Annotated in this window: 28 protein-coding genes and 1 tRNA gene; 9 read left to right on the forward strand and 20 right to left on the reverse strand. The window is 70.1% G+C overall.

Translation table 11 applies throughout. The annotated features are described in order from the left end of the window. Positions 1-11: 11 nt before the first annotated feature. The gene (locus tag RAC81_RS14670) at positions 12-473 is read right to left on the reverse strand and encodes a hypothetical protein (protein ID WP_375083044.1); all 462 of its coding nucleotides are present in this window, start codon (positions 471-473) and stop codon (positions 12-14) included. A gap of 394 nt (positions 474-867) precedes the next feature. Between RAC81_RS14670 and RAC81_RS14675 the strand changes: the two genes are divergently transcribed. Continuing rightward, positions 868-1,731 carry a DUF72 domain-containing protein gene (locus tag RAC81_RS14675; RefSeq protein ID WP_375083045.1) on the forward strand — a complete coding sequence of 288 codons (864 nt, stop codon included), beginning with the start codon at positions 868-870 and terminating at the stop codon, positions 1,729-1,731. Here the strand turns inward: RAC81_RS14675 and RAC81_RS14680 are convergent, their stop codons facing one another. Further along, entirely contained in the window at positions 1,732-2,334 is a 603-nt protein-coding gene (locus RAC81_RS14680) for a TetR/AcrR family transcriptional regulator (protein ID WP_375083046.1), read from the reverse strand. Positions 2,335-2,510: 176 nt separating this feature from the next. Here RAC81_RS14680 and RAC81_RS14685 point away from each other — a divergent pair, with 176 nt between their 5' ends. Genes RAC81_RS14685 through RAC81_RS14695 form a run of 3 tightly spaced genes read left to right on the forward strand, consistent with a single transcriptional unit; the run spans position 2,511 to position 5,894 of the window. Next, positions 2,511-3,746: an MFS transporter gene (locus RAC81_RS14685; RefSeq protein ID WP_375083047.1), complete on the forward strand. Its 1,236-nt coding sequence runs from the start codon at positions 2,511-2,513 to the stop codon at positions 3,744-3,746. Continuing rightward, positions 3,743-5,332: an amidohydrolase gene (locus tag RAC81_RS14690; RefSeq protein WP_375083048.1), complete on the forward strand. Its 1,590-nt coding sequence runs from the start codon at positions 3,743-3,745 to the stop codon at positions 5,330-5,332. Before RAC81_RS14685 ends, RAC81_RS14690 begins: the two co-directional genes overlap by 4 nt. Before the next feature lie 55 nt (positions 5,333-5,387). Further along, a complete protein-coding gene (locus tag RAC81_RS14695) occupies positions 5,388-5,894 on the forward strand; it encodes a GyrI-like domain-containing protein (protein ID WP_375083049.1) in 507 nt (168 codons plus the stop codon). Between the two features lie 552 nt (positions 5,895-6,446). Here the strand turns inward: RAC81_RS14695 and RAC81_RS14700 are convergent. Then, positions 6,447-6,523, reverse strand: a tRNA-Pro gene (locus RAC81_RS14700). 117 nt (positions 6,524-6,640) lie between these two features. On the opposite strand from RAC81_RS14700, the gene RAC81_RS14705 reads away from it, so the two are divergent. The 4 genes from RAC81_RS14705 to RAC81_RS14720 are packed head-to-tail and all read left to right on the forward strand — an operon-like array spanning position 6,641 to position 9,587. Beyond that, positions 6,641-7,225: a GNAT family N-acetyltransferase gene (locus RAC81_RS14705; protein WP_375083050.1), complete on the forward strand. Its 585-nt coding sequence runs from the start codon at positions 6,641-6,643 to the stop codon at positions 7,223-7,225. Positions 7,226-7,250: 25 nt separating this feature from the next. After that, on the forward strand, positions 7,251-7,706 hold the full coding sequence (locus tag RAC81_RS14710; RefSeq protein WP_375083051.1) for a hypothetical protein: 456 nt from the start codon (positions 7,251-7,253) through the stop codon (positions 7,704-7,706). Further along, positions 7,706-8,092: an RNA-binding S4 domain-containing protein gene (locus RAC81_RS14715; RefSeq protein ID WP_375083052.1), complete on the forward strand. Its 387-nt coding sequence runs from the start codon at positions 7,706-7,708 to the stop codon at positions 8,090-8,092. Before RAC81_RS14710 ends, RAC81_RS14715 begins: the two co-directional genes overlap by 1 nt. A 37-nt stretch (positions 8,093-8,129) precedes the next feature. Then, positions 8,130-9,587: a DUF222 domain-containing protein gene (locus RAC81_RS14720; RefSeq protein ID WP_375083053.1), complete on the forward strand. Its 1,458-nt coding sequence runs from the start codon at positions 8,130-8,132 to the stop codon at positions 9,585-9,587. A gap of 12 nt (positions 9,588-9,599) precedes the next feature. Here the strand turns inward: RAC81_RS14720 and RAC81_RS14725 are convergent, their stop codons facing one another. The 17 genes from RAC81_RS14725 to RAC81_RS14805 form a co-directional block, all read right to left on the reverse strand. Further along, positions 9,600-10,541, reverse strand: a complete 942-nt coding sequence (locus tag RAC81_RS14725; RefSeq protein ID WP_375083054.1) for an NUDIX domain-containing protein — start codon at positions 10,539-10,541, stop codon at positions 9,600-9,602. 106 nt (positions 10,542-10,647) lie between these two features. Then, the gene (gene der, locus RAC81_RS14730) at positions 10,648-12,120 is read right to left on the reverse strand and encodes a ribosome biogenesis GTPase Der (RefSeq protein ID WP_375083069.1); all 1,473 of its coding nucleotides are present in this window, start codon (positions 12,118-12,120) and stop codon (positions 10,648-10,650) included. A gap of 40 nt (positions 12,121-12,160) precedes the next feature. Then, positions 12,161-12,835: a (d)CMP kinase gene (gene cmk, locus RAC81_RS14735; protein ID WP_375083055.1), complete on the reverse strand. Its 675-nt coding sequence runs from the start codon at positions 12,833-12,835 to the stop codon at positions 12,161-12,163. Beyond that, positions 12,828-13,934: a prephenate dehydrogenase gene (locus RAC81_RS14740; RefSeq protein WP_375083070.1), complete on the reverse strand. Its 1,107-nt coding sequence runs from the start codon at positions 13,932-13,934 to the stop codon at positions 12,828-12,830. Before RAC81_RS14740 ends, cmk begins: the two co-directional genes overlap by 8 nt. A 41-nt stretch (positions 13,935-13,975) precedes the next feature. Beyond that, positions 13,976-14,770, reverse strand: a complete 795-nt coding sequence (locus RAC81_RS14745; protein WP_375083056.1) for a pseudouridine synthase — start codon at positions 14,768-14,770, stop codon at positions 13,976-13,978. Further along, entirely contained in the window at positions 14,767-15,384 is a 618-nt protein-coding gene (scpB, locus tag RAC81_RS14750) for an SMC-Scp complex subunit ScpB (RefSeq protein ID WP_375083057.1), read from the reverse strand. The genes RAC81_RS14745 and scpB overlap by 4 nt, the downstream gene beginning before the upstream one ends. Continuing rightward, positions 15,374-16,252, reverse strand: coding sequence for a segregation and condensation protein A (locus RAC81_RS14755; protein ID WP_375083058.1), 879 nt, complete (start codon positions 16,250-16,252; stop codon positions 15,374-15,376). The genes scpB and RAC81_RS14755 overlap by 11 nt, the downstream gene beginning before the upstream one ends. Beyond that, complete coding sequence (locus RAC81_RS14760) at positions 16,236-17,126, reverse strand: ParA family protein (RefSeq protein ID WP_096715719.1); 891 nt, start codon at positions 17,124-17,126, stop codon at positions 16,236-16,238. Before RAC81_RS14760 ends, RAC81_RS14755 begins: the two co-directional genes overlap by 17 nt. Positions 17,127-17,206: 80 nt before the next feature. After that, positions 17,207-18,109, reverse strand: coding sequence for a site-specific tyrosine recombinase XerD (gene xerD / locus RAC81_RS14765; RefSeq protein ID WP_375083059.1), 903 nt, complete (start codon positions 18,107-18,109; stop codon positions 17,207-17,209). A gap of 2 nt (positions 18,110-18,111) precedes the next feature. Next, on the reverse strand, positions 18,112-18,702 hold the full coding sequence (locus RAC81_RS14770) for an NUDIX domain-containing protein (protein WP_375083060.1): 591 nt from the start codon (positions 18,700-18,702) through the stop codon (positions 18,112-18,114). After that, positions 18,695-20,389, reverse strand: coding sequence for a CTP synthase (locus tag RAC81_RS14775; protein ID WP_375083061.1), 1,695 nt, complete (start codon positions 20,387-20,389; stop codon positions 18,695-18,697). Before RAC81_RS14775 ends, RAC81_RS14770 begins: the two co-directional genes overlap by 8 nt. A gap of 26 nt (positions 20,390-20,415) precedes the next feature. Next, a complete protein-coding gene (gene recN / locus RAC81_RS14780) occupies positions 20,416-22,098 on the reverse strand; it encodes a DNA repair protein RecN (protein ID WP_375083062.1) in 1,683 nt (560 codons plus the stop codon). After that, positions 22,095-23,009 (reverse strand): NAD kinase, encoded by a 915-nt coding sequence (locus RAC81_RS14785; protein WP_375083063.1) that lies wholly within the window; start codon positions 23,007-23,009, stop codon positions 22,095-22,097. Before RAC81_RS14785 ends, recN begins: the two co-directional genes overlap by 4 nt. Next, complete coding sequence (locus RAC81_RS14790; RefSeq protein WP_375083064.1) at positions 23,006-23,803, reverse strand: TlyA family RNA methyltransferase; 798 nt, start codon at positions 23,801-23,803, stop codon at positions 23,006-23,008. The genes RAC81_RS14785 and RAC81_RS14790 overlap by 4 nt, the downstream gene beginning before the upstream one ends. Then, positions 23,800-23,976, reverse strand: a complete 177-nt coding sequence (locus RAC81_RS14795; protein WP_179297633.1) for a hypothetical protein — start codon at positions 23,974-23,976, stop codon at positions 23,800-23,802. Before RAC81_RS14795 ends, RAC81_RS14790 begins: the two co-directional genes overlap by 4 nt. Before the next feature lie 62 nt (positions 23,977-24,038). Further along, on the reverse strand, positions 24,039-25,076 hold the full coding sequence (locus RAC81_RS14800; protein WP_375083065.1) for an HAD-IIA family hydrolase: 1,038 nt from the start codon (positions 25,074-25,076) through the stop codon (positions 24,039-24,041). Between the two features lie 6 nt (positions 25,077-25,082). Beyond that, on the reverse strand, positions 25,083-25,985 hold the full coding sequence (locus RAC81_RS14805; protein WP_375083066.1) for a hypothetical protein: 903 nt from the start codon (positions 25,983-25,985) through the stop codon (positions 25,083-25,085). 12 nt (positions 25,986-25,997) lie between these two features. Between RAC81_RS14805 and RAC81_RS14810 the strand changes: the two genes are divergently transcribed. Then, complete coding sequence (locus RAC81_RS14810; RefSeq protein ID WP_375083067.1) at positions 25,998-26,864, forward strand: hypothetical protein; 867 nt, start codon at positions 25,998-26,000, stop codon at positions 26,862-26,864. Positions 26,865-26,899 lie beyond the last annotated feature (35 nt).

The following is a 26,899-nucleotide window of genomic DNA, read 5'->3' on the forward strand; positions in this document are numbered from 1 at the left end:
GCGGCGGCCGGTCACCAGAAGCGGTCGGTCTCCGGCTCGGGCACTCCGTCTGACCCGCCCCAGCGGTCGGCCTCGGCCTTGGCCGCCTCGACCGCGGCATCGGCCCCGAGCAGCGCGGCGCGGGCGTTCGTCTCCCCTGCGCTGCCTCCCTCGACGTCGATCGCGAGCACCGTGCGCGAGCCGGCGCCGACCGTCCCCCCGCTGATCGCCTCGGCGCCGATCGTCTCCCCGCCGACCGTCCCCCGGCTGATCGATACCGTGCTGATCGATACCGTGCAGTCGAGCACTCGCCCCGACCACCGTACGACGTCGCCGCGCGTGGCCTCCTCCAGGACGTAGCGGACGCCGCTGTCGAGGTCGACGATCTGCAGCACCGATGCGCGCCCGTTCTCCTCGTCCACAGCCTCCATCACATCCAGGCGATGTCCCCGCTCGACGGCGAGGTGGGCGTTCAGCACGAGCCTTCTGTCCATGGATCCACTCTAGGAGCGCGGATCCCGAAGACAACCCCGGGTGCGATTCTCACCGGAAGCGCAAAACCCGGAAGAAACATTCGTACATTTCTTTGTCCCCCAAATGGCGGACAAACGCGATTAGCGATATTCTGCTCAGAGTAGCGGGGGCTACCGGCTGACTTATGGGGAGAACAGCCGAAGAGAGCAGCGAGATCTTCGCCGCCCTCCCCCTCCGTCCGGGTAGGACGGTGGGCCCTCTCGAGCGATCTGAACTGGGGCGGATGACTCGAGAGGGCAACCAGTCCCGATCCCGCCTCGCCGTCGCGTACTGTGCCGTTCGGCGTCCGTCAAGCCCGGTCCTCGCGGACTGCGCACGCCGTAGCGTCGGTCCCTCAGGGAGGATCGTGCACCCATGACCGCAGCCCGACCGAACGGTCGCATCCGCATCGGCGTCTCCGGCTGGAAGTACGCGAGCTGGCGAGGCGACTTCTACCCCAAGGGTCTCGCGCAACGCCGAGAGCTCGAGTACATCGGCGAGCACTTCTCCAGCGCGGAGCTCAACGGATCGTTCTACTCGCTGCAGCGTCCGGAGAGCTATCGCCGGTGGCGGTCGGAGGTGCCGGAGGGCTTCGTCTTCGCCGTGAAGGGCTCCCGGTACGTGACGCACATGCTCCGCCTGCGCGACACCGAGCAGGGACTGGCGAACTTCTTCGCATCCGGCGTCCTCGCCCTCGGCGCCCAGCTCGGACCGATCCTCTGGCAGCTCCCGGAACGGCAGACCTATGACCCCGGCGTCCTCGAGGCGTTCCTCTCGAGCCTCCCTTCGTCGACGGGCGAGGCTCTCGAGCTCGCGAGGCGGCACGACGAGCGACTCGACGGCCGCGCGTGGCTGGAGATCGAGGAGGACCGGCCCCTGCGCTACGCGCTCGAACCGAGATCCGACACCTTCGCCGACCCGGGGGCGCTGCAGCTCCTGCAGCGGCACGGCACCGCCCTCGTCGCCGCCGACACCGCCGGCCGGTGGCCCCGGTTCGACGCCCTCACCAGCGACTTCGCGTACGTCCGATTGCACGGTGCGCAGATGCTGTATCACAGCGGATACACGGCGGCCGAGCTGGCGGAATGGGCCGGCATCGTGGGCGCCTGGGCCGACGGCTCGGGCGCGAGCGACGGACTCCCCCGCGACGTCTACGTCTACTTCGACAACGACGCTCGCGGGCATGCGCCGCACGACGCCGAGGGGCTGGCGGCACTCGTAGGGGCGCTCGCTCGCTGATCAGGGCCGCAGGCGCGACCGCAGCGACTCGACGAGCAGCGACATCCCGACCTCGAACGTGCGGTCGGCGCGCGCATCGCCACGGACCGCCCCGTCGAGGATCCTGCCGAGCGTGCGGGTCTCGCCATCGGGCGCCCACACGTCGTCCGGCGACGCCAGATCGAGACCGAAGCCGATGGCGAAGGCGTCGATCACCGCGATGACCGTGAGCACCTCGTCCTCGGGGAAACCGGCCTCGACGAGCACAGTGGCGAGATCGTCGTACGCGGCGATGACGGCGGGATGCGTGATCGTCTTGCCGATCAGCAGGGGCACGAGCTGTGGGTGATCGGCGTACATCCTGCGCTGCGCGCGGAGCAGGTCCACGAGGAACTCGTCCCACGCCTCCCCGCTCGGGGCGACGCGGTAATCCTCGATCAGACGGCCCCGCATGAGCTCCACGATGCCGTCCATCCCGTCGACGTGGTTGTAGAGCGAGGAGGGGCGCACTCCGAGCCGGCGTGCGATGGCGTTGACCCCGAAAGGCTCGCCGGCCCGCGAGAGCTCCAAGCCGGCCGCGCCGATGATGTCAGGCGACAGCAGCGGTGTCGTCGGTCGGGGCATGGTGCTCGCTCTCGGTCGTCGTGCGATGTCGAGAAGACTGTTCCCCTCGGCATCCCTCCTGTGCATAATAGTGAACACCATTCGTTGACGAACACTATTCGTTTATGGATCGCGCCTGACCCGTGGCGCCCGCGCCTCCCTCCGCACAGCGACGTGCCCCTTCCTCCCGGAGCCTCATGACCGTCATCGACCTCAGCACGCGGGTTCCCCTGCGCGTGCCCACCGCCACGGCGACCTTCGCCATCGGCATCGCCGGCTACCTCGGCGTCAATCTCTCGCCCTACATGATCACGGCCGCGCAGACCGGGCTCGGCATCGATGTCCTCGGTGCGAGCTGGCTCGTCACGGCCACGCTCCTGCTGACCGCGGTGACCGGCCTGGCGATCGCGCCCCTCTGCGCGGGGGCTCACCGGCGCACGGTCGCGCGCGCCGGCCTCGCACTCGGAGCGCTCGGATTCGCCACGGCCGCCCTGCTCCCCGGGGCCATCCTGCCTGCTCTGCTGGCCGGCGGCATCGGGGCAGGCGGTGCGGTCGCAGCATCCGGTGCGGCACTCGCCGCCTTCCGGAACCCCGACCGCGTGGCGGGCTTCAACGGACTCGCGAACCGCGGCGTGATCACGGTCGTCCTCGCCGTCATCCCGCTCATGGGCCTCGCTCCCCTCGACGTGTTCGGCGCCCTCGCGCTGTTCTGCGTGATCGGTCTCGCGGTCACCGCGTGGCTGCCCGCAGCCCCCGTGGTCGATCCGCACGCCGGCGCCGCCGTCGCCGAGGCCATGCCCATCGAGGTGCCGCCGACCGGCACGTTGAAGGTCTCGCCCGCACGGTCCCGCGTGGTGACGATCGCGGGATTCGGTCTCCTTCTGGTCTTCGCGCTGTGGGCGGCGAGCGAGGATTCGCTGTGGGCCATGGCCGGGGTGATGGGCGCCGAGCAGGCAGGACTCTCGCCGGAGGGTCTCGGCATCGCGCTCAGCGGCGCGACGGCGGGCGGACTCCTCGGATCGCTGCTGCTGATGGCCGTGGGGTCGCGGCTCGGCCGCGCCGTTCCCCTCGTTGTCCTGCTGCTCACCGGCGGTGCGCTCAAGATCGCCGAAGGGTTCACCACCGATGCGACGGCGTTCATCATCGTCTTCATCGCGTGGAACACGATCTATGCCATCGCCTTCATGTACTTCGTCGCGACCTCCGCCGCGCTGGACGCCGACGGGCGGTGGTCGGGACCCCTGCTCGCCGTCTACCTCGTCGGCTCCGCCCTGACCCCGGTGATCGGAGCGGCGTTGGTCGGTGTGCTCGGATTCCAGGGATTCGCCATCGCCCTCGGCATCGCGAGCTTCGTGCTCGCCGTACCCACGGGCGCGATCGCCCTGCTGTCCACGCGCCTCGAGCGCGCTTCGATCACGGAGTCCCCCGCATGACACGCATCCTGTACACGAACGCCCGCATCTTCACGGCCGACGAGCCGCTCTGGGCGGCTTGCGCAGTGGTCGACGACGACGCCTTCGTCTTCGTCGGCTCCGAAGCGGACGCGCCGGATGCCGATGAGACCGTCGACCTGGGCGGCCACCTCGTCGTACCAGGCTTCACCGACGCGCACACGCACCTGCTGATGACCGGCGAGGCGCTCGGGCAGGTGGGCCTCACCGACGCCCGCACGCTGAAGGAGATCCAGGGCCGACTCCGCGCGGCTCGCGCCGAGGCCGACGGCGTGCTGCGAGGCCGAGGATGGCTCTTCGACGCGATACCGGGCGGCGCGCCGACCGCCGCGATGATCGACACGGTCGTCGACGACATCCCGGTCTTCCTCGACGCCAACGACTACCACTCGTGCTGGGTGAACTCGGCGGGGCTCACCGCGTTGGGCATCACGCGGGACACTCCCGACCCGCTGGGCGGTCGCATCGAGCGCGATGCAGCGGGAGAGGCGACCGGGATGCTGTACGAGACCGCCGCCCAGCAGTACGCCTGGGCCCACCGCGATGCCACGACCACGGACGCGCAGCGGGATGCCGCGGTCGACCGCGTCGTCGGCGCCTACCTCGCGGCCGGCGTGACCGGTGCCGTCGACATGGCATTCGACCGTCTGGGTCTCGAGGCGCTGGCGCGCGCAGGCGCCCGGGGTGCGCAGCCGCTGCGGATCGCCGCGCACTGGTTCGTGAACGATACGGGCGACGACGAGGCGAACCTCGCGCAGGTCACGGAGGCGGCAGAGCTCGCAGCGGCGGAGACCGACGGAGTGCGGGTGGTCGGCATCAAGCTCGTGCTCGACGGCACGATCGACGCCTGCACGGCCGCGATGAGGGCTCCGTATGCGGACGGCTCGAACGCCGACACGATCTGGCCTCGTGACCGGCTACTCCCCGTGGTCGCCGCCGCCGACGCCGCGGGGCTGCAGATCGCGCTGCACGCGATCGGTGACGCCGCGAGCAGCCTGGCACTCGATGCGATCGAGCACGCGCACTCCGACAACGGACCGCGGCAGCGACGGCACCGCATCGAGCATCTGGAATACGCCGCCCCGGGAACGGCTGAGCGGATGGCGCGACTCGGCGTCACGGCGTCCATGCAGCCCGTGCACGCGGATCCGGCGATCTTCGCGAACTGGGCCGAGCAGCTGGGCGACTCGCGGGTGGACCGGGCGTTCGCCTGGCCGGAGTACGAGGACGCCGGCGCTCTGCTCGCCTTCTCCACCGACGCGCCCACCGCGCCGTTCGACGCCCTCGCGAACATGTACGTCGCGGCGACGCGCGCCTCGGCGCTCGACCCTGAACTCGCGGCTGTGCATCCGCAGTTCGCCCTGCCGCTCGAGCGCGCCGTGATCCACGGCACGCGGGATGCCGCGGCATCCGTCGGCGACGGGGAATGGCGTGGCCGCATCGCCGCGGGTCAGGCCGCGGACTTCGCCGTCGTGGACGTCGATCCGTTCGCTGAGGGACAGCGTGCGCTGCTGACCGCGAGGGTGGTGCGCACCGTGATCGGCGGACGGACAGTGCACCAAGCCTGAGCTGCCGGGCGCGTTCGCCCTTCTTCTCGGAGCTCGACCCGACGATCATGGGCATATGGCGCATCTCGACATTCAGGACGGCCCGCGTATCGAACACCGGCCGGAGCGGCCGACCGTCGGCATCCGTCTCGTCACGCCCTTCCGCGGGATGCTGGCGGTGCGAGACTCCCTGATCGACGAGCTCGCCCGATGGCTCGACGAACACGGGGTCGAACCGGGTGGGCCGTTCTTCCTGCGGCTGCACACCGTGGACATGGCCGGCGACATGGACATCGAGGTCGGCGTGCTCGACACGTCGGTAGAGCTGTCGGGAAGCGAGCGGGTGCGCGCGGGATCGGCACCGGCCGGCGACTACGCACTGCTCGCCTACCGAGGCAGCTCGATGCAGGCGAACAAGGCGCTGCTGGCGTGGGTGCCGGAGCAGAGCCGCCGGTTCGACGCGGATCCGGAGACGGGAGCGTGGGCCGGGAGGTTGGAGATTCTGCGCACCGGCCCGCGGATCGAGCGCCGCAAGACCCGGTGGACGGTGGAACTGGCGGTCCTACTGGAGGCGGAGGACTGAGGAGCTTTTTCACTCGTGCGAGTCGTGAGAGGTGCAGCCGCATTTTTTCGCTAGCCAAGTAAAAGGCTTGCTTAGCTACCGAGGAGCCCTCTTCTATGCCACGATCTGGTCATGGGTGATGAGGTGACGCTGATCCAGTCGAGGTCAGGAATGATCCACGTCGAGGGATGCCCCGGCTCCGATCATGATGCGGGGGCACCTGGCGGCGTCACAGTACATGCCTCTGAGATCGAGCTGATCGGTCCGTACAGTCGCTGCACTCGGTGCACTCCGCCCGTTCCCGCCGCCACGACGACTGGCGTTCGCATCGTCAAAAGTGCCAGCGCTCTGACGCACCATGACGTCGGTCGCGACACAGAACTGGGGCGAGTCGACGAGATCCGTCATCGTGCAGGCGCGATCGAGGTCGACTTCGATCATGGGTGCACGTGGGTGTTCCGTCCGACAGAACGCATTTCGTTTGTTGGAGGACCGGATGTGGGAGCGGGACAGATCGGGTGATGGATAAAGCCCCGGAGATCCGCATGATTCCTGCGGTTCTCCGGGGCTTGTTGGTCGGGCTGACAGGATTTGAACCTGCGACCCCTTGACCCCCAGTCAAGTGCGCTACCAAGCTGCGCCACAGCCCGTTGTTCTGCACTCTCGCGCAGGCAACTCCCCTATCTTAGCCTGACCGGCGACGCCTCCGCGAACCGACTGCCTCCCGGGCGTTGCCCCGTGTCGGAGCCCGGGCGTAGCGTCGGACCATGGCGACGATCACGACAGAGGCGGCGACGACCGCGCGGTGGGACGACGTGCAGCGCGCGCTCACGGGCGGCGGCGACGGTGCCAGCTGCCAGTGCATCTGGCCGATGCTGCGGAACAAGGACTGGAACGAGACCACGACCCCCGAGCGCGTGGAGATGTTCCGTGCCGAGATCGATGCCGGTCCCCCGCCGGGACTCATCGCCTATGTCGACGGCGAGGCGGCGGGCTGGATCCGCATCGGTCCGCGAGCCCGCCAGCGGCGGCTCGCCCACACACGGGCGATCGTCGCAGCGACGCAGGAGCCGTTCGACGACGACAGCGTCTGGGCGGTGAGCTGCTTCGTCGTGCGGCGCGAGCACCGCGGCAGGGGACTCAACCGCGCCCTGCTCGATGCCGCTGTCGAGTACGCCCGCGAGTCGGGCGCCCGAGTCGTCGAGGGGTATCCGGTCGACACCGGCGGCGCGACGCAGCGCAGCAACGAACTGTTCCACGGCACGCTCAGCACTTTCATGGCAGCCGGGTTCGAACCGCGCGGCGAGCTGAAGGCGGGTCGTCCCCTCGTAGCCCTGGACGTGACCGCATGACGGCATGCGCCAGTACCGTGGAACCATGAGCAACGAGCATCCGATCATCGACGACCCTGAGCTGGGCGTGCTCGCCCGGGCGACGACGGAGATGAGCGACGGCACGGTCCTGACTCATGACTGGTACGCCGGCACGGCCACGGTCGACGATGCCGACCTCGAGATCATGCTCGAGGGCACCACGGCCGACGAAGCGCGAGCGCTCGTCCCCCGCGTCCGCGAGACGCTCTCCGCTCTCGCCTCGTTGCGCCGGCTGGCGACGGATGCCGTCGTCACGGCGTTCAGCCAGGGTTCCCCCGAACCGGCGGATCTCGACGCCGCCGCGACGGATCTCACGCTCGAGACCATCGAAGCCTCGGAGGACGGCACCATCGTGCTCCATTTCACCGATACCTGCGGCGCGCACTTCCCCGACGGGTACTGGCCGGCCGTGCATCTCGGCCCCGATGGCCAGATCACCCAGGTCACCGTCGAGTCCTGATGGTCGACGCGGTTCGGATCGACAGCTGGCTGTGGGCGGTGCGCGCGTACAAGACGCGCTCGGCCGCCACCACCGCCTGCCGCGCCGGTCACGTGCGCCTCAACGGCGACAAAGTGAAGGCCGCGCAACAGGTGCGCGTGGGCGACGAGGTGAGGGTGCGCATCGCCGGGTTCGATCGGATCCTGGTCGTGCGCCAGCTCCTCGTGAAGCGCGTAGGCGCACCGCTCGCCGCCGCGGCGTACGAAGACCGCACGCCCGCTCGCGAACCGCAGGCGATGATCGGAGTCCGCGATCGCGGAGCCGGACGCCCGACGAAGCGGGAGCGCCGCGACATCGATCGCCTTCGCGGACGAGGCGACGAGGAGGCCGGTATCTTCCTCGATTGACCCAGTTTTCGTCGAACATATGTTCTAAGATAGGAACATGGACACGCCGACCGACCTCGATCTCGACCTCCGAGAGCGACAGAGCCTGCTCGACGGGTGGGTGCGCAAGAGGCGGCAGATCGCGGCGCTCGAGGCCGAAGCGACCGAGTTGCTGATCGCGCGGGTCGGTGTGCACGAAACGGATGTCGCCGAGAGCCCGTTCCACCGCGACGCGATCTACCGATCGATGCTCTCCGAGTATTCGGCCGCGGCTCACCTCCCCCGCGGAACGGTGGAGCAGTCCTTCACCGACGCTCGCACCCTGTCGCGCGATCTTCCCGCGACGCGCGCCGCATTCCGGGCGGGCGACATCACCGCAGGACACGTGCGCGAGATCGTTCGCGCCAGCGCTGTCGTGGCTGAGGCCGTTCGCAACGGCCGAGTGGATGCCGAAACGCTGACGCTGTTCGAGACCGCCGTTCTCGTGGTAGCCGAGAAGGAGACCGCCGCCCGCACGCGGGCGCACGCACGCCAGGTCGCCGCGGCACTCGCGGGCGAGACCGTCGTCGAGCGACACCGTCGCGCGGAGTCGGAGCGGTGCGTCTCCGTGCGTTCTGTCGACGACGGGCTCGCGCTCCTCACCGCCGTGCTGCCGGAATGGCTCGCCGTCGCGATCGCCGATCGGCTCACACGCATGGCGCGCGAAGTCGTGCGCGGCCGAGCGGATGCCGAGCCGACCCTGCCTCCGCTCGAAGACTGCAGCGACGAGATCACCGTCGACGACCTCGCACCCGACGACCCCCGACGTGACTCGCCCGCCGCGGGCTCAGTGATCTTCGGCGAGAACGGCACCTTCACCGTCGATCCTCTCGCCGGGCTCGTCGACCCGCTCACGGACCCCGGCAGCCCCGATATCGAGCACCTCCCCGCTGACGACCGCACGCTCGACCAGATCCGCGCGGATCTCTTCGCAGATCTGCTCCTCGTCTCGGTCCCGAGCGCCGAACTCGGCTCGGGACTCGACGCCGTGCAGCCGCGGATCCAGGTGACGGTCGCAGCGAGCACGCTGATCGGCGCCGACGACAGGCCGGCAGAACTCGACGGGCACGGTCCGCTGGATCCCGCGATCGCCCGGGCGCTCGCGGGCCGGAACACGGGCTGGTCCCGCCTGTTCCTCGATCCCGCCGGGCAGGTCGTGGAGACCGACACATACACTCCCACCGAGGCGATGCGCCGACATCTGCGGGCTCGCGACCAGCACTGTCGATTCCCTGGTTGTCGTATGCCGGTGCACCGATGCGAGATCGACCACAACCACGACCACGCACTCGGCGGTCGCACCCGTCTTGACAATCTGAGCCACTTCTGCACGACGCATCACTCGCTCAAGCATCCCGACGTCGACCCCCGGCACCGATGGACCGCACGACAGCTCCCCGACAGGAGTGTGACCTGGGAGAGTCCGCTCGGGCGCACCTACGTCGATCCCCCGCGACGGCGAGTGATGTTCGTGTGAGCGCCAACCGAATCAGCTCGCGTCGGCGAGAATTCCCTGCAGCCAGCCGGAGGACCGCACCTGGGCGGCGCCGGCAGCCGCGACCCGCGCCTGCAGTTCGCGATCGCTGGTGACCGCCACCACGTACGCACCGGTGGCGACCCGGCGCTCGACCTCCGCGACGATCGCGTCATCCCCTCCGGCATCCGCCTCCACGAGCGAGACCACGCCGGCCGGAAGCAGCGCGTCGTCGTCATCGGCGTCGGGGTCGGGAGCATCGATGCCCCGCGCCGCCCCCTCGACGACGAGCGCGATCGGGGGGAACCAGGCAGTGCCGCCGAGGTCGATGTCGGACCCCGCCACGGACAGCCCGCTGAGGCTCTCCGCCAACCGACGCGCGGCGCCCGCGCGATCCTTCCACCAGCCGTTCGGCACCGACCCCACCACGTTCGCCGCATCGACGACGAGCGACGGGCGCACCGCGAGCAACGCCCGCAGCGTCGGCCACGCCCGCCCGAAACCCGGATGCAGCGGGCGAGCGTCGACCTCGTCGAGAGGCACCCACTCCAGCGCCACGCTCTCGGGGTCGCTGATCACCGGGTCGAAGGGCTCGACGACATCGGCGATCACCGTCGTGTACGACCAGACGTCCAGATCGAGCACGCTCGTGAATCGAGGCCGCACGGCGGCATCCGGCACGCCCGCTTCCTCCTGAGCCTCGCGAACCGCCCCGACGATCGCACTTTCGCCCTCGTGCAGCGCGCCGCCGGGCAGACCCCAGGTTCCCCCGAAATGACTCCACGCGACGCGGTGCTGCAGCAGGATCCCGCGCTCGGGATCCACCGCCAGCAGGCCCGCCGCGCCGAATCGACCCCAGTACTTCTCACCCGACGGCGCCACGACCCAGGCATCGCCGGGATCGCGAGGCCCGGACGGACGGCGGGGTTCACCGGCGGCAGGAGGAACGACAGTCACCCCCTCAGCTTTTCACAGCATCCGGGCATCGGCACCCGCGCCGGTCACACGCGGGAACAGCGACGGGCCGCCCGCGGGAAGCGCACGGCCCGTCGAGGCTCGATGACTAGCGCTGGCGCTTCTCGCGGACGCGCATGTTGACGACGATCGGCGTGCCCTCGAAGTCGTAGAGCTCGCGCAGACGTCGCTGGATGAAGCGGCGGTACCCCGGGTCGAGGAACCCGGTCGTGAACAGCACGAACGTCGGCGGACGCGTCGACGCCTGAGTGCCGAACAGGATGCGGGGTTGCTTGCCGCCGCGCAGCGGGTGCGGGTGCTCGGCCACGAGCTCGGCGAGGAAGGCGTTGAACTTGCCCGTCGGAATACGACGGTCCCAGTTCTCCAGCGCGGTCTCGAGCGCCGGCACGAGCTTGTCGAGGTGACGGCCGGTCTTCGCCGAGATGTTCACGCGCGGGGCCCAGGCGACATGCGCAAGGTCCTGCTCGATCTCGCGCTCCAGGTACCGACGGCGGTCGGCGTTCTCGAGGTCGAGGTCGTTCAGACGGTCCCACTTGTTGAATGCGAGCACGAGCGCACGGCCCGACTCGAGCACGAGGTCGATGATGCGCACATCCTGCTCGCTGATCGTCTCCGAGACATCGAGCACGACGACGGCGACCTCGGCCTTCTCGAGCGCGGCCGAGGTCCGCAGCGACGCGTAGAAGTCGGCGCCCTGCGCCATGTGCACCCGGCGACGGATGCCGGCCGTGTCGACGAGCGTCCACAGCTTGCCGCCGAGCTCGACGATCTCGTCGACCGGATCGCGGGTCGTGCCGGCGAGGTCGTTCACGACCACGCGCTCCTCCCCCGCCGCCTTGTTCAGCAGCGAGGACTTGCCCACGTTCGGGCGACCGAGGATGGCGACCCGGCGCGGCCCGCCGATCTCGGCCTTCGCGACGGCCGATACGTCCGGCAGCTTCTTCAGGACGGCGTCCAGCAGGTCGGCGACACCGCGGCCGTGGATCGCGGAGACGGGATGCGGCTCGCCGAGACCGAGGTTCCACAGCGCGGCGGCCTCGGGCTCCTGGCGGCTGTCGTCGATCTTGTTGGCGACGAGGAAGACGGGCTTGCCGCTCTTGCGCAGCAGCTTCACGACGTGCTCGTCGGTGGAGGTGGCGCCGACCATCGCGTCGACGACGAAGAGGACGACGTCCGACAGGTCGATCGCCACCTCGGCCTGGGCGGCCACGGAGCGGTCGATGCCCTTCGCGTCGGGCTCCCACCCGCCGGTGTCGACGAGCGTGAAGCGACGGTCGTTCCACTCGGCCTTGTACGTGACGCGGTCGCGCGTGACACCAGGGGTGTCCTCCACGACGGCCTCGCGACGGCCGAGGATGCGGTTCACGAGCGCGGACTTGCCGACGTTCGGGCGCCCCACGATCGCCACGACGGGCAACGCGGGCAGGAACTGGATGCCGTCCTCGCCGAGCGTCACGCCGGCGAGGAGCGCGGCATCCTCGTCGTCGAGCTCGTAGTCGGCGAGACCGGCGCGCAGAGTCTCCGCGCGCTGTTCGGCCAGCTCCTCGTCGAGTGCGTCCATCTTCTCGGCGAGCTGGTCGGGGCCGCCTTCGTATTCGTCGTCAGCCACGGTGTGCTCCTCGAAGTCGTTCGATCACCGCGAGCACGGCGTCGATGGTCTGGGGGAAATCGAGCGCGGTCGAGTCCACGACCTCGACGCCGTCGGCGGCGTTGAGGAAGTCGACGACCGCGCTGTCCCAGGCGTCGCGCTTGTGCAGGGCCTCGGCGACGGCCTGGGCGTTCTCGCCCGCGAGCTCGCCCGCGCGGCGAGCGGCGCGCACCTCGGGTGCGGCGGTGAGCAGGATCCGGACCGGCGCGTCGGGCGCGACCACGGTGGTGATGTCGCGACCCTCCACGACGACAGCCGGGTACGGAGCCTCGGCGACGAGCGCGCGGAACAGGCGATTGACCTGCTCGCGCACCTCGGGCACGCGGGCTACGCCGCTCACCGCGCCCGAGACGCGCGGCTCACGGATCGCGTCGGTCACGTCGGAGTCACCCACGAGCACGGTGCGGTCGTCGGGGTCGAGCCCCAGCCTGATCGGGAACTCGGATGCCGCGACGCGCACCGACTCCGCGTCATCGGTGTCGGCACCGCGGTCGAGCACGTGCCAGGCGAGGGCCCGATAGGCCGCGCCCGTGTCGAGGTACCCGAATCCGAGCCGGCGCGCGACCGCCTTCGAGACACTCGACTTGCCGGACCCCGCGGGCCCGTCGATCGCGATGAAGTCAGTCATTGGTGGTCCCTGCAATCCGCCAGCCGCGTTCCTGGAGTCCGGTGATCGCCCCGTGCAGTGCAGCGGGGTCGACGCTGATCTCGGCGAGGCCGAACTGTGCGCCCGGCGAGTGCTCGAGACGCAGATCCTCGACGTTGACACCGAGCTCGCCCAGCTCCCCGAACAGTCGACCGAGCTGTCCGGCCGTGTCGTCGACCATGACGACGAGGCTCTCGAAGCGACGGTTCTGGCCGTGCTTGCCCGGCAGACGCTCGACCCCGTCGTTGCCCTGCTTGATCGTCTCCGCGACCACGCGCCGCGCTCCGGGGGCGTCGGGAACCCGCAGCGCATCCGACACCTCGCGGAGGTCTTCTGCCAGCGCGTCGAGGATCTCCACGACCGGTCCGGCGTTCGCGCCCAGGATCTGCACCCACAGCTCGGGCGCGGATGCCGCGATGCGCGTCGTATCGCGCACGCCCTGGCCAGAAAGGCGCAATGCGCCCTCGTCGGCGACGGCGAGCCGCGCGGCGAGCAGACTCGCGACGACCTGCGGCACGTGCGATGTGAGCGCGACCGACCGGTCGTGCTCCTCCGGAGTCATCTCCAGCGGCATCGCTCCGACATCCAGCGCGAGCGCCTCGACGAGAGCGAGATCGGAGGCCTTGGTGTCCTCATCCCGGCACACGACCCACGGTCGTCCGATGAAGAGGTCGGCTCGGGCGGAGATCGCTCCGCCGCGTTCCCGACCGGCGAGCGGGTGGGAGCCGATGTAGCGGGTGATGTCGACGCCGCGCTTCTGCAGGGCGAGGAAGGGCTCGAGCTTGACGCTCGCGACATCCGTCACCACGGCGTCGGGGAATCGCGCCAACTCGGCTTCGATCACATCGGCGGTGACGTCGGGCGGCACGGCCACCACGACGAGCGCGGGGGTGTCGGCATCCGTCGCCGCCCGACCAGCGCCGTAGTCGATCGCAAGACGCAGCTGTGCGGGCGACGTGTCGGCGAGCACGACGTCGACGCCCTTCGCCCGGAGCGCGTGCCCGATGCTCGCGCCGAGCAGGCCGGCGCCGACGATGCGCACGGTGCCGGACAGACGGGTCGCGACGCGCGGCGCGGACACGCCGGTCGTCGGCGCCCCGCCGGGCGCACTCGTCGTCTCGGTCACTCGTTCTCCTGCTGCTCGCCTGGCGCCGCGGCGACACCGGAATAACGGCGCGCGAGAGTCAGCAGCGCACCGAGTTCTATTTTACTCAGTTCGCGCGTGCGGCCGGCCGGGAGGGTTCCCAGGTGCAGGGGTCCGAACTGTCGCCGGACGAGCTCCGTGACGGGGTGACCCACGGCCGCCATCATCCGGCGCACGATGCGGTTGCGACCGGAGTGCAGCGTCAGCTCCACGAGGCTCGACCCTCGCGACGTGTCGAGGAGACGCGCCTTGTCGGCCGCGATCGGCCCGTCTTCCAGCTCGATCCCCTTGGTGAGCTTCGAGATCGTCTGGGCCGTCACGGGTCCGTCGACCTTGGCGATGTACACCTTGGTGACGCCGAACGACGGGTGCGCCAGTACGTGCGCGAGCTCGCCGTCGTTCGTGAGGACGAGCAGCCCGCTGGTCTCGGCGTCGAGACGGCCGACGTTGTAGAGACGCTCCTCGTAGTCCTTCGTGAACCGGCGAAGGTCGGGGCGCCCGCTCTCGTCGCGCATGCTGCTGACGACGCCGGTCGGCTTGTTGAGCATGACGTAGCGCTTGGAGACATCGAGCTGCACCGCTGTTCCGTCGACGTCGACGAGATCGGTCTCGGGGTCGATCCTCGTGCCGAGCTCGGTCACGGTGCGACCGTTCACCCGGATGCGGCCCTCGACGATGTACTGCTCCACCACGCGCCGCGACGCGACGCCGGCCGCTGCGAGCACCTTCTGAAGTCGGACGCCCTCGGGCGCAGAGCTCGCGTCTTCCATCATCGGACCACTCCTTCGTCGAAACCGTCGGCGCCGTCGTCGAGCAGCGGGGAGATCGGGGGCAGCTCGTCGAGGGAGTTGATCCCGAGGTGCTGCAGCAGCGCGTCGGTGGTGCCGTAGTTGATCGCCCCCGTCTCCGCGTCGGCGAAGAGCTCGGTGATCAGTCCCCGTGCGAGGAGCGTGCGCACGACCGAGTCGACGTTGACCGCGCGGATCGACGCGACCTGGCTCCTCGTGACGGGCTGCTTGTAGGCGATGACCGCGAGGGTCTCGAGCGCGGCCTGCGACAGCCGCGCCGGCGCCTGACCGCCGACGAACTCGGCGACGAGGGAGTCGTGGTCCTCGCGCACATAGAGACGCCACCCGCCGCCCACCTCGCGCAGCTCGAAGCCGCGCCGCGGACCGCTGCCCCGGCCGTCGTAATCGTCGACGAGGGCCTCGATCGTCTGGCGTACCGCCGCCACCGGAGATCCGACGGCGGCGGCGAGAGCGACCAGGCCGATGGGCTCGTCGATGATCAGCAGGATCGCCTCGATCCGCTCTGCCAGAGGGGTTTCGAGCGCAGCCGTCGGTGCCGCCTCCTCCTGCTCGGTGGGCGCAGTCAGGTCATCGGTCATAGTCGGCCCCCAGGCTCGCGAGTGTCTCGTCCGACCAGGAGTCGGCGGCCCAGCGCAGCGTCAGCTCGCCGAGCGGTTCCAGTTGTTCGAAGCTCAGTGCGGCGTGCCGGTACAGCTCCAGCACGGAGATGAACCGGGCCACGACGATGCCCGGTTCGCGGATGCCGGACACCAGCTCGCGGAAGCTCAGCGACTCCGTGCCGCGCAGCAGCGTGACGACGATCGCCGCCTGTTCGCGGATGCTGACGAGCGGGGCGTGCAGATGGTCGAGGCCGACGTGCGGGATCTCCTTCGGCGCGAACGCGAGCAATGCGAGGGCCGCGAAGTCGTCGACGCTGAGCGACCAGACGAGTTCGGGCGTCTGCGTGCGGTGCTTCTCGTCGAGCCTGACCGCCCGAACGTGCCGGCGATCCTCCCGCTGCAGGCAGCGCGAGAACCAGGCCGACACCTCTTTGAACGCGCGGTACTGCAGCAGCCGGGCGAACAGCAGGTCGCGCGCTTCGAGGAGCGCCACGGCTTCGGCATCCACCAGCTCTCCCTGCGGGAGGAGTCCCGCGACCTTCATATCGAGCAGCGTGGCGGCCACGACGAGGAACTCCGATGCCTGATCGAGCTCTTCGTCGTCGTCCAGGTGCTGCAGGTAGGCGATGAACTCGTTCGTGACCGCGCTCAGCGAGACCTCGGTGATGTCCATCTCGTGCTTCGAGATGAGGTTCAGCAGCAGGTCGAACGGCCCGTCGAAGTTCGAGAGCGAGACCCGGAACCCCGCCTCGGACTCGGCCGACGCCGAGTCGGATGCCGCGGCTGTCGCCTCGTCCGGTCCAACGGACGTGAGCGTCTCGGGAGTCTCGTCAGGCGACGGCGCCACGGGCGACCAGCTCCCGCGCCAGCCGCAGGTACGCCTGGGCGGCGGCGTGCTCCGGAGCGAACTCGGTGATGGGGACGCCGGAGACGGACGCGTCGGGGAACTTCACGGTCCGGCCGATGACGGTCTCGAGCACGTCGTCGCCGAACGCCTCGACCACGCGCTCCAGCACCTCGCGCGAGTGCAGCGTGCGCGGGTCGTACATCGTGGCGAGCAGGCCGTCCATGGTGATGGACGGGTTCAGCCGGTCGCGCACCTTGTCGATCGTCTCGATGAGCAGTGCGACGCCGCGGAGCGCGAAGAACTCGCACTCGAGGGGGATGATGACGCCGTGGGCGGCGGTCAGCGCGTTCACCGTCAGCAGACCCAGCGACGGCTGGCAGTCGATGAGGATGACGTCGTACTCCCCCGCCACCTGACGAAGCACCCGGGCGAGGATCGTCTCGCGCGCGACCTCGTTGACGAGGTGCACTTCCGCGGCTGAGAGGTCGATGTTGGCGGGCATGACGTCGAGGCCGTCGACGCTCGTGTGCACGATCGCCTCGTGCGCGTCGCGCTTCGTGTCGAGCAGCAGATCGTAGATCGTCGTCACGTCGTGCGTCTGGATGCCGAGACCCGCCGACAGCGCCCCCTGCGGGTCGAAGTCGACGGCGAGCACCTTGCGGCCGTACTCCGCGAGGGCTGCGGCGAGGTTGATCGACGTCGTGGTCTTGCCCACGCCGCCCTTCTGGTTGCAGAGGGCGATGATGCGAGCCGGTCCGTGCGAGGCCAGCGGCTCAGGAGTGGGGAACCCGTGATACGGCCGGCCGGTCGGTCCGAGGGGTGTCTCGTCGGCCTTCCGTGCCTTCGCCCTGGACTTCGCCGCTTTCTCCGCCACCGCTTCTCCTGCTCCCTCGTGCTTGGTCGATTGTAGCGGGCGGGGCATCGGCGAGAGCCCTCGGCGCGCGGAGACCGGCCTCAGCGCGCCCGAGGATGCGAGGTCGCGTAGACGTCGCGCAGCGTGTCGACTGACACGTGGGTGTAGATCTGCGTCGTGGCCACCGAGGCGTGCCCGAGCAGTTCCTGGACCACCCGCACGTCGGCGCCGCCCTGCAGCAGGTGGGTCGCGAACGAGTGCCTCAGCGTGTGGGGTGACACCTCCGACGTGATCCGGGCACGCTCCGCGGCTTCCCTGATCACGAGCCACGCGCTCTGCCTCGACAGAGGCGCTCCGCGAGCTCCGAGGAACAGCCGCGCCGAGGCCCGGCCCTTCGCGGCGAGACCCGGCCGCACACGCGTGAGGTAGGCGTCGACGGCGGCGCGGGCGTACGAGCCGACGGGCACGATGCGCTCCTTCGACCCCTTGCCGCGCAGCCGCAGCACGTCGCCGTGCGAGACGTCATCGACGTCGAGGTTCACCGCCTCCGAGACACGCGCTCCGGTCGCGTAGAGGAGCTCGAGCAGGGCACGATCTCGGATGCCGATCGGCTCTTCTGCCGACGGGGCGGCCAGCAGGCGCTCGACCTGGTCGATGGTGAGGGCTTTCGGCAGCCGACGCGGCGCTTTCGGCGGTCGCAGACGTCCGCTCGGATCGTCGTTCTCGATGCCCTCCCGCGCGAGGAAGCGGTGCCACCCGCGCACCGACGACTGCAGCCTCGCAAGACTCGTCGCCGCCGGCGCGGGCTCGGCGGACGACCGCTCCGCGATGAAGCGCCCCACGATCGCTGGCGTGATCTCCGCCGTATCGTTGACGCCGTCGGCGGTCAGCCACTCGAGATAGCCGGCGAGATCGCGCCGGTAGGCGGCGATCGTGTGGTCGCTCAGACCGCGCTCGATCGTGACATGGCGCAGGTACGAGTCGAGCGCACGGTCGAGCTGCATGCTCAGGCCCGGTCGCGCAGCCTCTGCGCGGTCGCCAGCACGCCGATGGTGAGGATGCCGTTGCGCATCCGCCCCTCCATGACCGCCGCGATCACCGCGTCGTGCGGAACCCATTCGACGCGGATGTCGGCCTCCTCGTCCTCACGCTCGTGCGCCGACGGCGCTGCCGAGACCCCGGTCGCGAGGAAGATGTGGATCGCCTCGTCGTTGCCGCCGGGAGTGGTCCACGAGGAGACGAGCGGCTCCCAGTGAGCGGCCACGAGATCGGCCTCCTCGGCCAGTTCCCGCTGTGCGGCGGCCAGCGGCTCTTCGCCGTCGACGTCGAGCAGGCCGGCGGGCAGCTCCCAGTCGCGGTGACGGATCGGGTGCCGGTACTGCTGGATCAGCAGCACCCGCCCCTCGTCATCCAGCGCGAGGATCGCCACGGCGCCGGTGTGCTCGACGTACTGGCGGCGGATCTCGCCGTCGCCGTAGCGCACGCGGTCGTCGCGGACGTTCCAGACGGCGCCCTCGAACGCGAGGTCGCTCTGCAGCACCTCGGGCTCGAAGGCCTCGTCGCGGAGCTCGCCCGCGGCGACGGGGTTCTCAGGCATCGGCTTCAACGTCGAACAGCTCGCTCGCGCGGTGCCGCTCGATCGCCGCACCGACCAGGCCGCGGAAGAGCGGGTGCGGGTCGGTCGGACGCGAGCGGAGCTCGGGGTGGGCCTGCGTGGCGATGTAGTACGGGTGCACGTCGCGCGGCAGCTCGACGTACTCGACGAGGTCGAGCTCGGGGTTCAGCCCCGAGAACACGAGTCCCGCCTCGGACAGACGCGACCGGTAGGCGTTGTTGACCTCGTAGCGGTGGCGGTGGCGCTCGGACGCGATCGGAGCGCCGTAGACCTCGCGGGCCAGGGATCCCTCCGCGAGCGCGGCCTGGTAGAGGCCGAGCCGCATGGTGCCGCCGAGGTCGCCGCCGTCGAGGATCTCGACCTGCTCGGCCATGGTCGCGATGACCGGCTCGCTGGTCTCGGGGTCGAACTCTGTCGACGACGCGCCGGCGATGTCGGCGACGTCACGCGCGTACTCGATGACCATGCACTGCAGGCCGAGGCACAGGCCGAGGGTCGGGATGCCCTGCTCGCGCGCGAACTTCAGCGCGCCGAGCTTGCCCTCGATGCCGCGGATCCCGAAGCCACCCGGCACGCAGATGCCGTCGAGCGTGGCGAGCTGCTCCCTGGCGCCGTCGGGCGTCTCGCACAGGTCGGACGGGATCCACCGGATGTTGACCTTGGTCTCCTGGGCGAAGCCGCCGGCCTTGATCGCCTCGGTGACCGACAGGTAGGCGTCGGGCAGGTCGATGTACTTGCCGACGAGCCCGATCGTGACCTCGTGCTTCGGGTTGTGCACGGCGTGCAGGACCCGGTTCCAGCGCGTCCAGTCGACCTCCTCGGCCTTCTGGTCCAGACCGAGGCGGCGCACGATGTACGAGTCCAGGCCCTGCTCGTTGAGCGTCGAGGGGATGTCGTAGATGCTCGGCAGGTCGACCGTGTTGATGACGCCCTCGGCGTCCACGTCGCACATGAGCGCGATCTTGTTGCGGTTGCTCTCGCTGACGGGGCGGTCGCTGCGCAGCACGAGCGCGTCGGGCTGGATGCCGACCTGGCGGAGAGCTGCCACCGAGTGCTGCGTGGGCTTGGTCTTCTGCTCGCCGGAGGCCCCCATGAACGGGACCAGCGAGACGTGCACGAAGAACACGTTGTCGCGGCCGAGCTCGTGACGCAGCTGCCGCGCGGACTCGAGGAACGGCTGCGACTCGATGTCGCCCACGGTGCCGCCGACCTCGGTGATGATGACGTCGGGCTGCGGGTCCTCGGTCGCCTGCAGGCGCATGCGTCGCTTGATCTCGTCGGTGATGTGCGGGATGACCTGCACCGTGTCGCCGAGGTACTCGCCGCGCCGCTCGCGCGCGATGACCTGCGAGTAGATCTGACCCGTGGTGACGTTCGCCGCCTGCGACAGGTTGATGTCGAGGAAGCGCTCGTAGTGGCCGATGTCGAGGTCGGTCTCGGCGCCGTCATCGGTGACGAAGACCTCACCGTGCTGGAACGGGTTCATCGTGCCGGGATCGACGTTCAGATACGGGTCGAGCTTCTGCATCACGACGCGGAGTCCACGAGCGGTGAGCAGGTTGCCGAGGCTGGCCGCGGTGAGCCCCTTGCCCAAAGACGAAACGACACCACCGGTCACGAAGATGTGCTTGGTCGTGTCGTTCTTGGGCCCCGCAGAAGAAGAGTTCATCACGGGCTTCTATCCTAACAGTTCGCTCAGACGCCGAGGCTGAGAAGTTCGCGGGCATGGGTGAGTGCGGCGTCCGAATCAGCGAGTCCGGAGAGCAGACGGGCCATCTCGGCCTCCCGCTCCTCTCCCTCGAGTCGGCGGACGCTGGAGGCGGTGACCGCTCCGTCGTGGGATTTCACGACCGAGAGGTGGTTGTTCGCGAAGGCCGCTACCTGTGCGAGATGGGTCACTGCGATGACCTGCGACTTCTCGGCGAGTCGGGCGAGTCGCCGACCGACCTCGATCGCCGCGGCTCCGCCGATGCCCGCATCGACCTCGTCGAACACGAACGTCGGAACGGGATCGGTGCCGGCGATGACGACCTCGATGGCCAGCATGACGCGCGAGAGCTCGCCGCCCGACGCGCCCTTCGACACGGAGCGGGGCTCGGCCCCCGGATGCGGCGCGAGCAGGATGCCGACGTCGTCGCGACCGTGCGCGCTCTCCGCTCCAGGGGTGACCGCCACTACGAGCGTCGCGTCGGGCATCGCGAGGGCGTGCAGCTCCTCCGTCACAGCGGCACCGAGACGCGCAGCGGCTGCTGTGCGCTCTGCGGTCAATGCGGCCGCGAGCCCGTCGAGCTCGAGGCGCGCGGTGTCGCGTTCGGCCTCGAGCCGGGTGAGGCGGTCTCCGTCGTCGTCGAGCTCGGCGAGTCGGTTCGACCCGGTGCGCCACAGTTCGAGTGCCTCGTCGAGCGACCCGTGGGCGCGCACGAGCGCGCCGAGCGCCGCGCGGCGCTCCTCGACGGCGGCCAGCTCGTGCGGGCCGGACTCGTCGAGGTCGGCGAGGTAGGCCGAGAGCTGCCCGGCGAGGTCGGCGACGCGGTAGCCGATGTCGGCGAGACCCTCGGTGATGTCGGTGAGAGTCGGGTCGGTCACGCGCTCGAGGGATCGACGCGCCTCCGCGACGAGAGCGGAGACATCGGGCTCGCCCTCTTCGTTCGACAGGGCGTTGTGCGCGAGCGTGGCGGCCAGGCGCAGGTCTTCGGCGTTGGCGAGACGCTCGGCACGAGCGGTGAGCTCGATGTCCTCACCGGGCTCGGGGGCTGTCGCCTCGATCAGCGCGAGCGCCTCGCGCAGCCTCGTGGCCTCCTCGGCTCGACGGTCCCGGTTCTCCGTGATGTCGGCGATCTCGGCATCCAGCTCGCGCCAGCGCGCGAAGGCTGCCGCGTACGCCTCGAGCGCGGTCGCGATCGGGGCGCCGCCGAACCTGTCGAGCGCTTCGCGCTGAGCGACGGCCGACCGCAGCCGCAGCTGCTCCGACTGCCCGTGCACCACGACGAGCTCGTCGGCCAAGGACGAGAGCACTCCCGCCGGCGCAGCCCGTCCGCCCACGCTCGCGCGACTGCGTCCCTCCGCGCTCAGGGTGCGGGAGACGTACAGCTCGGCGGTCCCGCCGCCGGCCGGCTCGAGCTCACCGCCGGCGTCGGCGACGATATCGGCGACCTCGCCCTTCTCCGGCACGATCCAGACCCCGGCGACCGAGGCCTGCGAGGCGCCGGCGCGCACGGCGCCTGAGTCGGCCCGTGCGCCCAGCAGCAACCCGAGTCCGGTCACGACCATGGTCTTGCCAGCGCCGGTCTCGCCGGTGATCGCGGTGAAGCCCGTACCCAGCGGGAGGACGGCGTCGGCGATCACGCCGAGCCCCTGCATCCGCATCTCCTCGATCACGCGCCCGCCCCCTGTCCGCGCCAGCCCGCGACTGGGAGCTGGAACTTCCGCACGAGACGGTTCGTGAACTCGGCGGTGTGCAGACGCGCCAGTCGCACGGGGCGGGAGGACCGTCGCACCACGACCCGCGCGCCGGGTGGCAGGTCGTGCGATCGACGGCCGTCGCACCACAGGATGCCGGAACCGGTGGTCCCGTCGAGCATCTCGATCGCGACGGCGGCGTCGGGGCTCACCACGAGCGGCTTCGCGAAGAGGGCGTGCGCTGACAGCGGCACCACGGCGATGGCCTCGACCGTCGGCCAGATCACCGGTCCCCCGGCGGAGAAGTTGTAGGCGGTGGATCCGGTCGGGGTCGACACGACCATGCCGTCGCAGCCGAAGCTCGACAGCGGCAGCCCGTCGATCTCCAGCACGACCTCGATCATGCGCTCGCGGCTGCCCTTCTCGACGGTCGCCTCGTTCAGCGCGAAGGTCTCGTAGACGACCGCGCCATCCGCATCCTTCACCCGCACCGCGAGGGCGAGCCGCTCCTCGACGTCGTAGTCGCGGTCGATGACGCGGCGCACAGCGGCGTCCATGTCGTCGCGGTCGATCTCTGCGAGGAAGCCCACATGGCCCATGTTGATGCCGAGGACGGGTGCAGAACACCCGCGCACCAGCTCCGCCGCGCGCAGGATCGTCCCGTCTCCGCCCAGCACGATCGCGAGCTCGAGGTCCTCCTGGGCGACGGTGTCGCCGAGCACGTCGACGTCGGCGAAGAAGGGATCGACCGTGCTGAGATCAGCACTGTCATCGCCCGCCAGCACCGGACGCGCTCCCGCTTCGCGCAGCGCCTCGACCACGCGGCGAGCCGCCTCGACGGTGTCCGTGCGTCGGGCGTGGGCGACGACCAGGATGTTGCGCTCGTTCATCGGCCCCCTGCCAGTGCGTTGATGCGTTCCGACCATTCTGACGGATCCGTGCCCCGGCCCGGAGCGAGGTGTACGAGATATTCCGTGTTGCCGTGCGTGCCGAGGATCGGCGATGGGAGGATGCCGAGCATCCCCAGTCCGGCATCCCAGGCGCTCCAGACGACCCTCGCGACGGCGTCCGCGCGAGTCGCGGGATCCGTCACGAGTCCGCCGCGCACCGCCGTGCGGCCGACCTCGAACTGCGGCTTCACGAGCAGCACGATGTCGGCGGCAGGCGCGGCCACTGCCGCGACGGCGGGCAGCACCAGTTCGAGGGAGATGAAGGACAGGTCTCCGACGACGAGGTCGGGCGCCTGCGGCTCGCCCGTCGCGACGCGGAGATTGTCTGGCGTCATATGACGCACGTTGTAGCCCTCGACCAGCACGACCCCGGGGTCAGCGGCGACGGATGCCGCGAGCTGGTCGTGTCCGACGTCGACGGCGAGGACCGACCGCGCACCGCGCTCGCGGAGCACCTGCGTGAAGCCACCCGTCGAAGCGCCCATGTCGAGCGCGAGACGCCCGTCGACGGCGATGTCGAACCCGTCGAGAGCGGCGATGAGCTTGTGGGCCGCCCTGCCGACGTAGTGATCGGCGCCAGCGACGGTGATCTCGGCCGTGTCGAGGACCGGGGTCGAGGGTTTGACCACGGGGCGCCCGTCGACGCTCACGAGGCCGTCCGCGATCAGCGATGCGGCGTGTGTTCGCGAACGAGCGAGTCCCCGCGTCGCGAGGGCGGCGTCGAGTCGCGTCATCGCGCGCCAGGGGCGTCGCGCTGATCGAGGCGCGCGCCGCTGTCGAGGCGGCGTGACAGCTCGTCGTGCAACCCGGAGTACGCGTCTGCTCGCGCAGCCAACGGCTGCCCTTCGATCAGGCGCAGGCGACTCCACAGACCGTCGGTCGGCTCGTTCGTCGTCTCATCGCTCACGTCTCTACTGTACGCGGCGGCTGCGACAGCGGGCCGGAGCCACGACGGCCGCACGGCCGTCGTCAGGGGCGGTGGAACGGGTCGTCGTAGAGGCGCTCCGGCACTCGGAGCACGAAGACCGGGGTCCCGGACGCCCAGATCGCGGACGCGCCGGCGCGGAGCAGATCGATCTGCTCGTCTCCCTCAGCCAGGATCTCCACATCGGGTCCCGAGACACGCACGGACGCACCGTTCACGGAGTGGATGCCGTCCTTCACCGAGACGGTCGGATACGGCTCGTGGAGGTCCCGAAGATCGCGGAGGATGTAGGTCGGCCGCGATCCCTCGGGCGCGGCCAGCACGTGCTTGGGCCGGTCGATGCCGGTGAGGACGAGAGCCGACTCGATCCCGGCGCGCACTGCGCCGAGGATGTCGGTGTCGAGCCGGTCGCCGATGAACAGAGGCTTCTGGGCGCCGAAGCGCGACAGGGCCTCCTCGAAGATCGGCACCTCGGGTTTGCCGGCGACCGTCGCCAGTCGGCCGATCGCCGTGTGGACAGCGGACACCAGCGTGCCGTTACCCGGTGCGACGCCGCGCTCGCGCGGGATCGTCCAGTCGGTGTTGGTGGCGATCCAGGGGATGCCGCCCTCGTCCTCCGGGACCTTCAGCGCGAAGGCGGCCTCGGCGAGGTCGGTCCACGCCACCTCGGGGGCGAAGCCCTGCACCACGGCCGCCGGCGAGTCCTCGGCCGAGCGCGTGACGGTGTAGCCCGCCTTCTCCGCCTCGTCCACGAGTCCGTCGCCCCCGACGATGAGAAGGGTGGCGGGCGGGGGGACTATCCCGGCGAGCAGTCGCATCGCCGCCTGCGGGCTGGTGATCACATCGGCCGGGGCGACGTCGAGTCCGAGGCTGCTGAGGTGCGCGGCGACGGAGGCATCCGTCCGCGAGGCGTTGTTCGTGATGTAGCCGAGACGCACCGATTCCGCAGCTCTGTTGAGGCTCTCGACCGCGTGCGGCAGCGCGCCCGGACCGGCGTAGACCACTCCGTCGAGATCGGCCAGCACAGCGTCGACGTCGTCGAGCGGCGCACGCTGTGCGTGCTTCTTCGAGAACAGCCCCACCGCGCCTCAGGCCTCCTTCGAGGAGTCGCGCCCCTCGTCGGTGTCGGAATCGTCGGTGTCGGAATCCGCGGTGACGGACTCGTCGGCCTCGGTTACGGCCGCGTCGGTCTCGTCCTCGCCGAGCAGTTCGCGGACCTCGTCCTCGATCGACGGCTCGGGCTCGACGACGTTCTCGTTCTCGTCGTCGGGCTCCGCTCCGGCATCCGCATCGGCGGCGTCGGAGTCCTCGTCGAGGTCTTCGATGTCGTCGATCAGGCCGTCCTCGACGAAGATCTCCTCGTCACCGGCTTCGTCGACTCCGAGCGCTTCCGCGGCGACCTCGGCGCGGTGTGCCCAGAACGCTGCTTCCTCCGTGCGCCCGAGGTCTTCGAGCACAGCGGCACGCGCGGAGAACAGTGCCGGACTCCACTCGAACGCGCGGTCGGGGTCGAGCTCCGGGATCTCGAGCTCACCCAAAGCCAGTTCCAGGTCCCCCTGGTCGAGACGCGCACCGGACATGGCGATCGCCAGAGCGACTCGAACCGGCGTGGTCAGTTCACTGCGGTCCACGGCGCGGCCCGTCTCGAGCGCACGATCGGGGCGTCCGATGCCCCGCTCGCTGTCGACCATCAGGGCGATCTGGTCGTCCTTACCGGAGATCCGACGGTATGTACGGAGCTCGCGGAGGGCGAGCGCGAAGTCCTCGTTCGCGTACGCGGTGATGCCCAGCGTCTCCCGCACGATGGCGATGCGGCCGGCTCGACGCGAGGCCGCGAGAGCATGCTGGTGCGCGAGAGCGGGATCCTCGTCGATGAGACGGGATGCCATCGCGAGATGCCGAGCGACGTGCTCTGCGTTCTCCTTGCTCAGCGTCTTCAGCTCGTTCCGAGCGGACGGGTGCAGGTCGCGCGCGGTCACGTCCTCCGGCAAGGCGGGATCGTTGTGCCGGGGGCGCTCGTCCGCGGCCTGGAACGGCCGTTCACGACCCGCTCCCCCGCGCTGCGGGAAGGACCGGGAACGATCCGGGCGCTGACCGTCGCGGTTGTAGCCGCCCTCACGACGCGGCGCTCCACCGTCGCGGTTGTAGCCGCCCTCGCGACGCGGGGCACCGCCGTCACGGTTGTAGCCGCCCTCACGACGCGGGGCACCGCCGTCACGGTTGTAGCCACCCTCACGACGCGGCGCTCCACCGTCGCGGTTGTAGCCACCCTCACGACGCGGGGCACCACCATCCCGGTTGTAGCCACCTTCACGGCGCTGCCCGCCGTCACGGTTGTATCCGCCCTCACGACGCGGCGCACCGCCGTCACGGTTGTAGCCACCTTCACGGCGCTGCCCGCCATCACGGTTGTAGCCGCCCTCGCGACGCGGAGCACCGCCGTCACGGCTGTAGCCCCCCTCGCGGCGCTGCCCGCCATCACGGTTGTAACCGCCCTCACGACGCTGGGCACCACCGTCACGGCTGTAACCGCCCTCACGACGCTGGGCACCGCCGTCACGGCTGTATCCGCCCTCACGACGCTGCCCGCCGTCACGGTTATAGCCGCCTTCGCGACGCGGGGCACCGCCGTCACGGTTGTAGCCACCGACACCGCGCTGCCCGCCGTCACGGCTGTAACCGCCCTCACGACGCGGGACACCACCATCACGGCTGTAGCCACCCTCGCGACGCTGTCCACCGTCACGGCGTGGCTGGTCGGAGCGGGGTCCGGAAGGGCGGTCTCGGCGCGGTCCTCTGTCGTCGTTGCGACGCGGACGGCGCTCTTCCTCTTCCGGCATGATGTTCCCTGTTCTCGTGTGTGCTGTTAACGCGAAATGGCCACCCAGCTTTGGGTGGCCATTTC

The sequence above is a fragment of the Microbacterium sp. CR_7 genome (genome assembly GCF_041954755.1).
Lineage (GTDB): Bacteria > Actinomycetota > Actinomycetes > Actinomycetales > Microbacteriaceae > Microbacterium.

What these genes read in the sequence shown, in the direction of transcription:
- RAC81_RS14670 (WP_375083044.1), bottom strand. Translation starts at nt 473, where the DNA reads ATGGACAGAAGGCTCGTGCTGAACGCCCACCTCGCCGTCGAGCGGGGA.
- RAC81_RS14675 (WP_375083045.1), top strand. Translation starts at nt 868, where the DNA reads ATGACCGCAGCCCGACCGAACGGTCGCATCCGCATCGGCGTCTCCGGC.
- RAC81_RS14680 (WP_375083046.1), bottom strand. Translation starts at nt 2,334, where the DNA reads ATGCCCCGACCGACGACACCGCTGCTGTCGCCTGACATCATCGGCGCG.
- RAC81_RS14685 (WP_375083047.1), top strand. Translation starts at nt 2,511, where the DNA reads ATGACCGTCATCGACCTCAGCACGCGGGTTCCCCTGCGCGTGCCCACC.
- RAC81_RS14690 (WP_375083048.1), top strand. Translation starts at nt 3,743, where the DNA reads ATGACACGCATCCTGTACACGAACGCCCGCATCTTCACGGCCGACGAG.
- RAC81_RS14695 (WP_375083049.1), top strand. Translation starts at nt 5,388, where the DNA reads ATGGCGCATCTCGACATTCAGGACGGCCCGCGTATCGAACACCGGCCG.
- RAC81_RS14705 (WP_375083050.1), top strand. Translation starts at nt 6,641, where the DNA reads ATGGCGACGATCACGACAGAGGCGGCGACGACCGCGCGGTGGGACGAC.
- RAC81_RS14710 (WP_375083051.1), top strand. Translation starts at nt 7,251, where the DNA reads ATGAGCAACGAGCATCCGATCATCGACGACCCTGAGCTGGGCGTGCTC.
- RAC81_RS14715 (WP_375083052.1), top strand. Translation starts at nt 7,706, where the DNA reads ATGGTCGACGCGGTTCGGATCGACAGCTGGCTGTGGGCGGTGCGCGCG.
- RAC81_RS14720 (WP_375083053.1), top strand. Translation starts at nt 8,130, where the DNA reads ATGGACACGCCGACCGACCTCGATCTCGACCTCCGAGAGCGACAGAGC.
- der (WP_375083069.1), bottom strand. Translation starts at nt 12,120, where the DNA reads ATGGACGCACTCGACGAGGAGCTGGCCGAACAGCGCGCGGAGACTCTG.
- cmk (WP_375083055.1), bottom strand. Translation starts at nt 12,835, where the DNA reads ATGACTGACTTCATCGCGATCGACGGGCCCGCGGGGTCCGGCAAGTCG.
- RAC81_RS14745 (WP_375083056.1), bottom strand. Translation starts at nt 14,770, where the DNA reads ATGATGGAAGACGCGAGCTCTGCGCCCGAGGGCGTCCGACTTCAGAAG.
- scpB (WP_375083057.1), bottom strand. Translation starts at nt 15,384, where the DNA reads ATGACCGATGACCTGACTGCGCCCACCGAGCAGGAGGAGGCGGCACCG.
- xerD (WP_375083059.1), bottom strand. Translation starts at nt 18,109, where the DNA reads ATGCAGCTCGACCGTGCGCTCGACTCGTACCTGCGCCATGTCACGATC.
- RAC81_RS14770 (WP_375083060.1), bottom strand. Translation starts at nt 18,702, where the DNA reads ATGCCTGAGAACCCCGTCGCCGCGGGCGAGCTCCGCGACGAGGCCTTC.
- RAC81_RS14775 (WP_375083061.1), bottom strand. Translation starts at nt 20,389, where the DNA reads ATGAACTCTTCTTCTGCGGGGCCCAAGAACGACACGACCAAGCACATC.
- RAC81_RS14785 (WP_375083063.1), bottom strand. Translation starts at nt 23,009, where the DNA reads ATGAACGAGCGCAACATCCTGGTCGTCGCCCACGCCCGACGCACGGAC.
- RAC81_RS14790 (WP_375083064.1), bottom strand. Translation starts at nt 23,803, where the DNA reads ATGACGCGACTCGACGCCGCCCTCGCGACGCGGGGACTCGCTCGTTCG.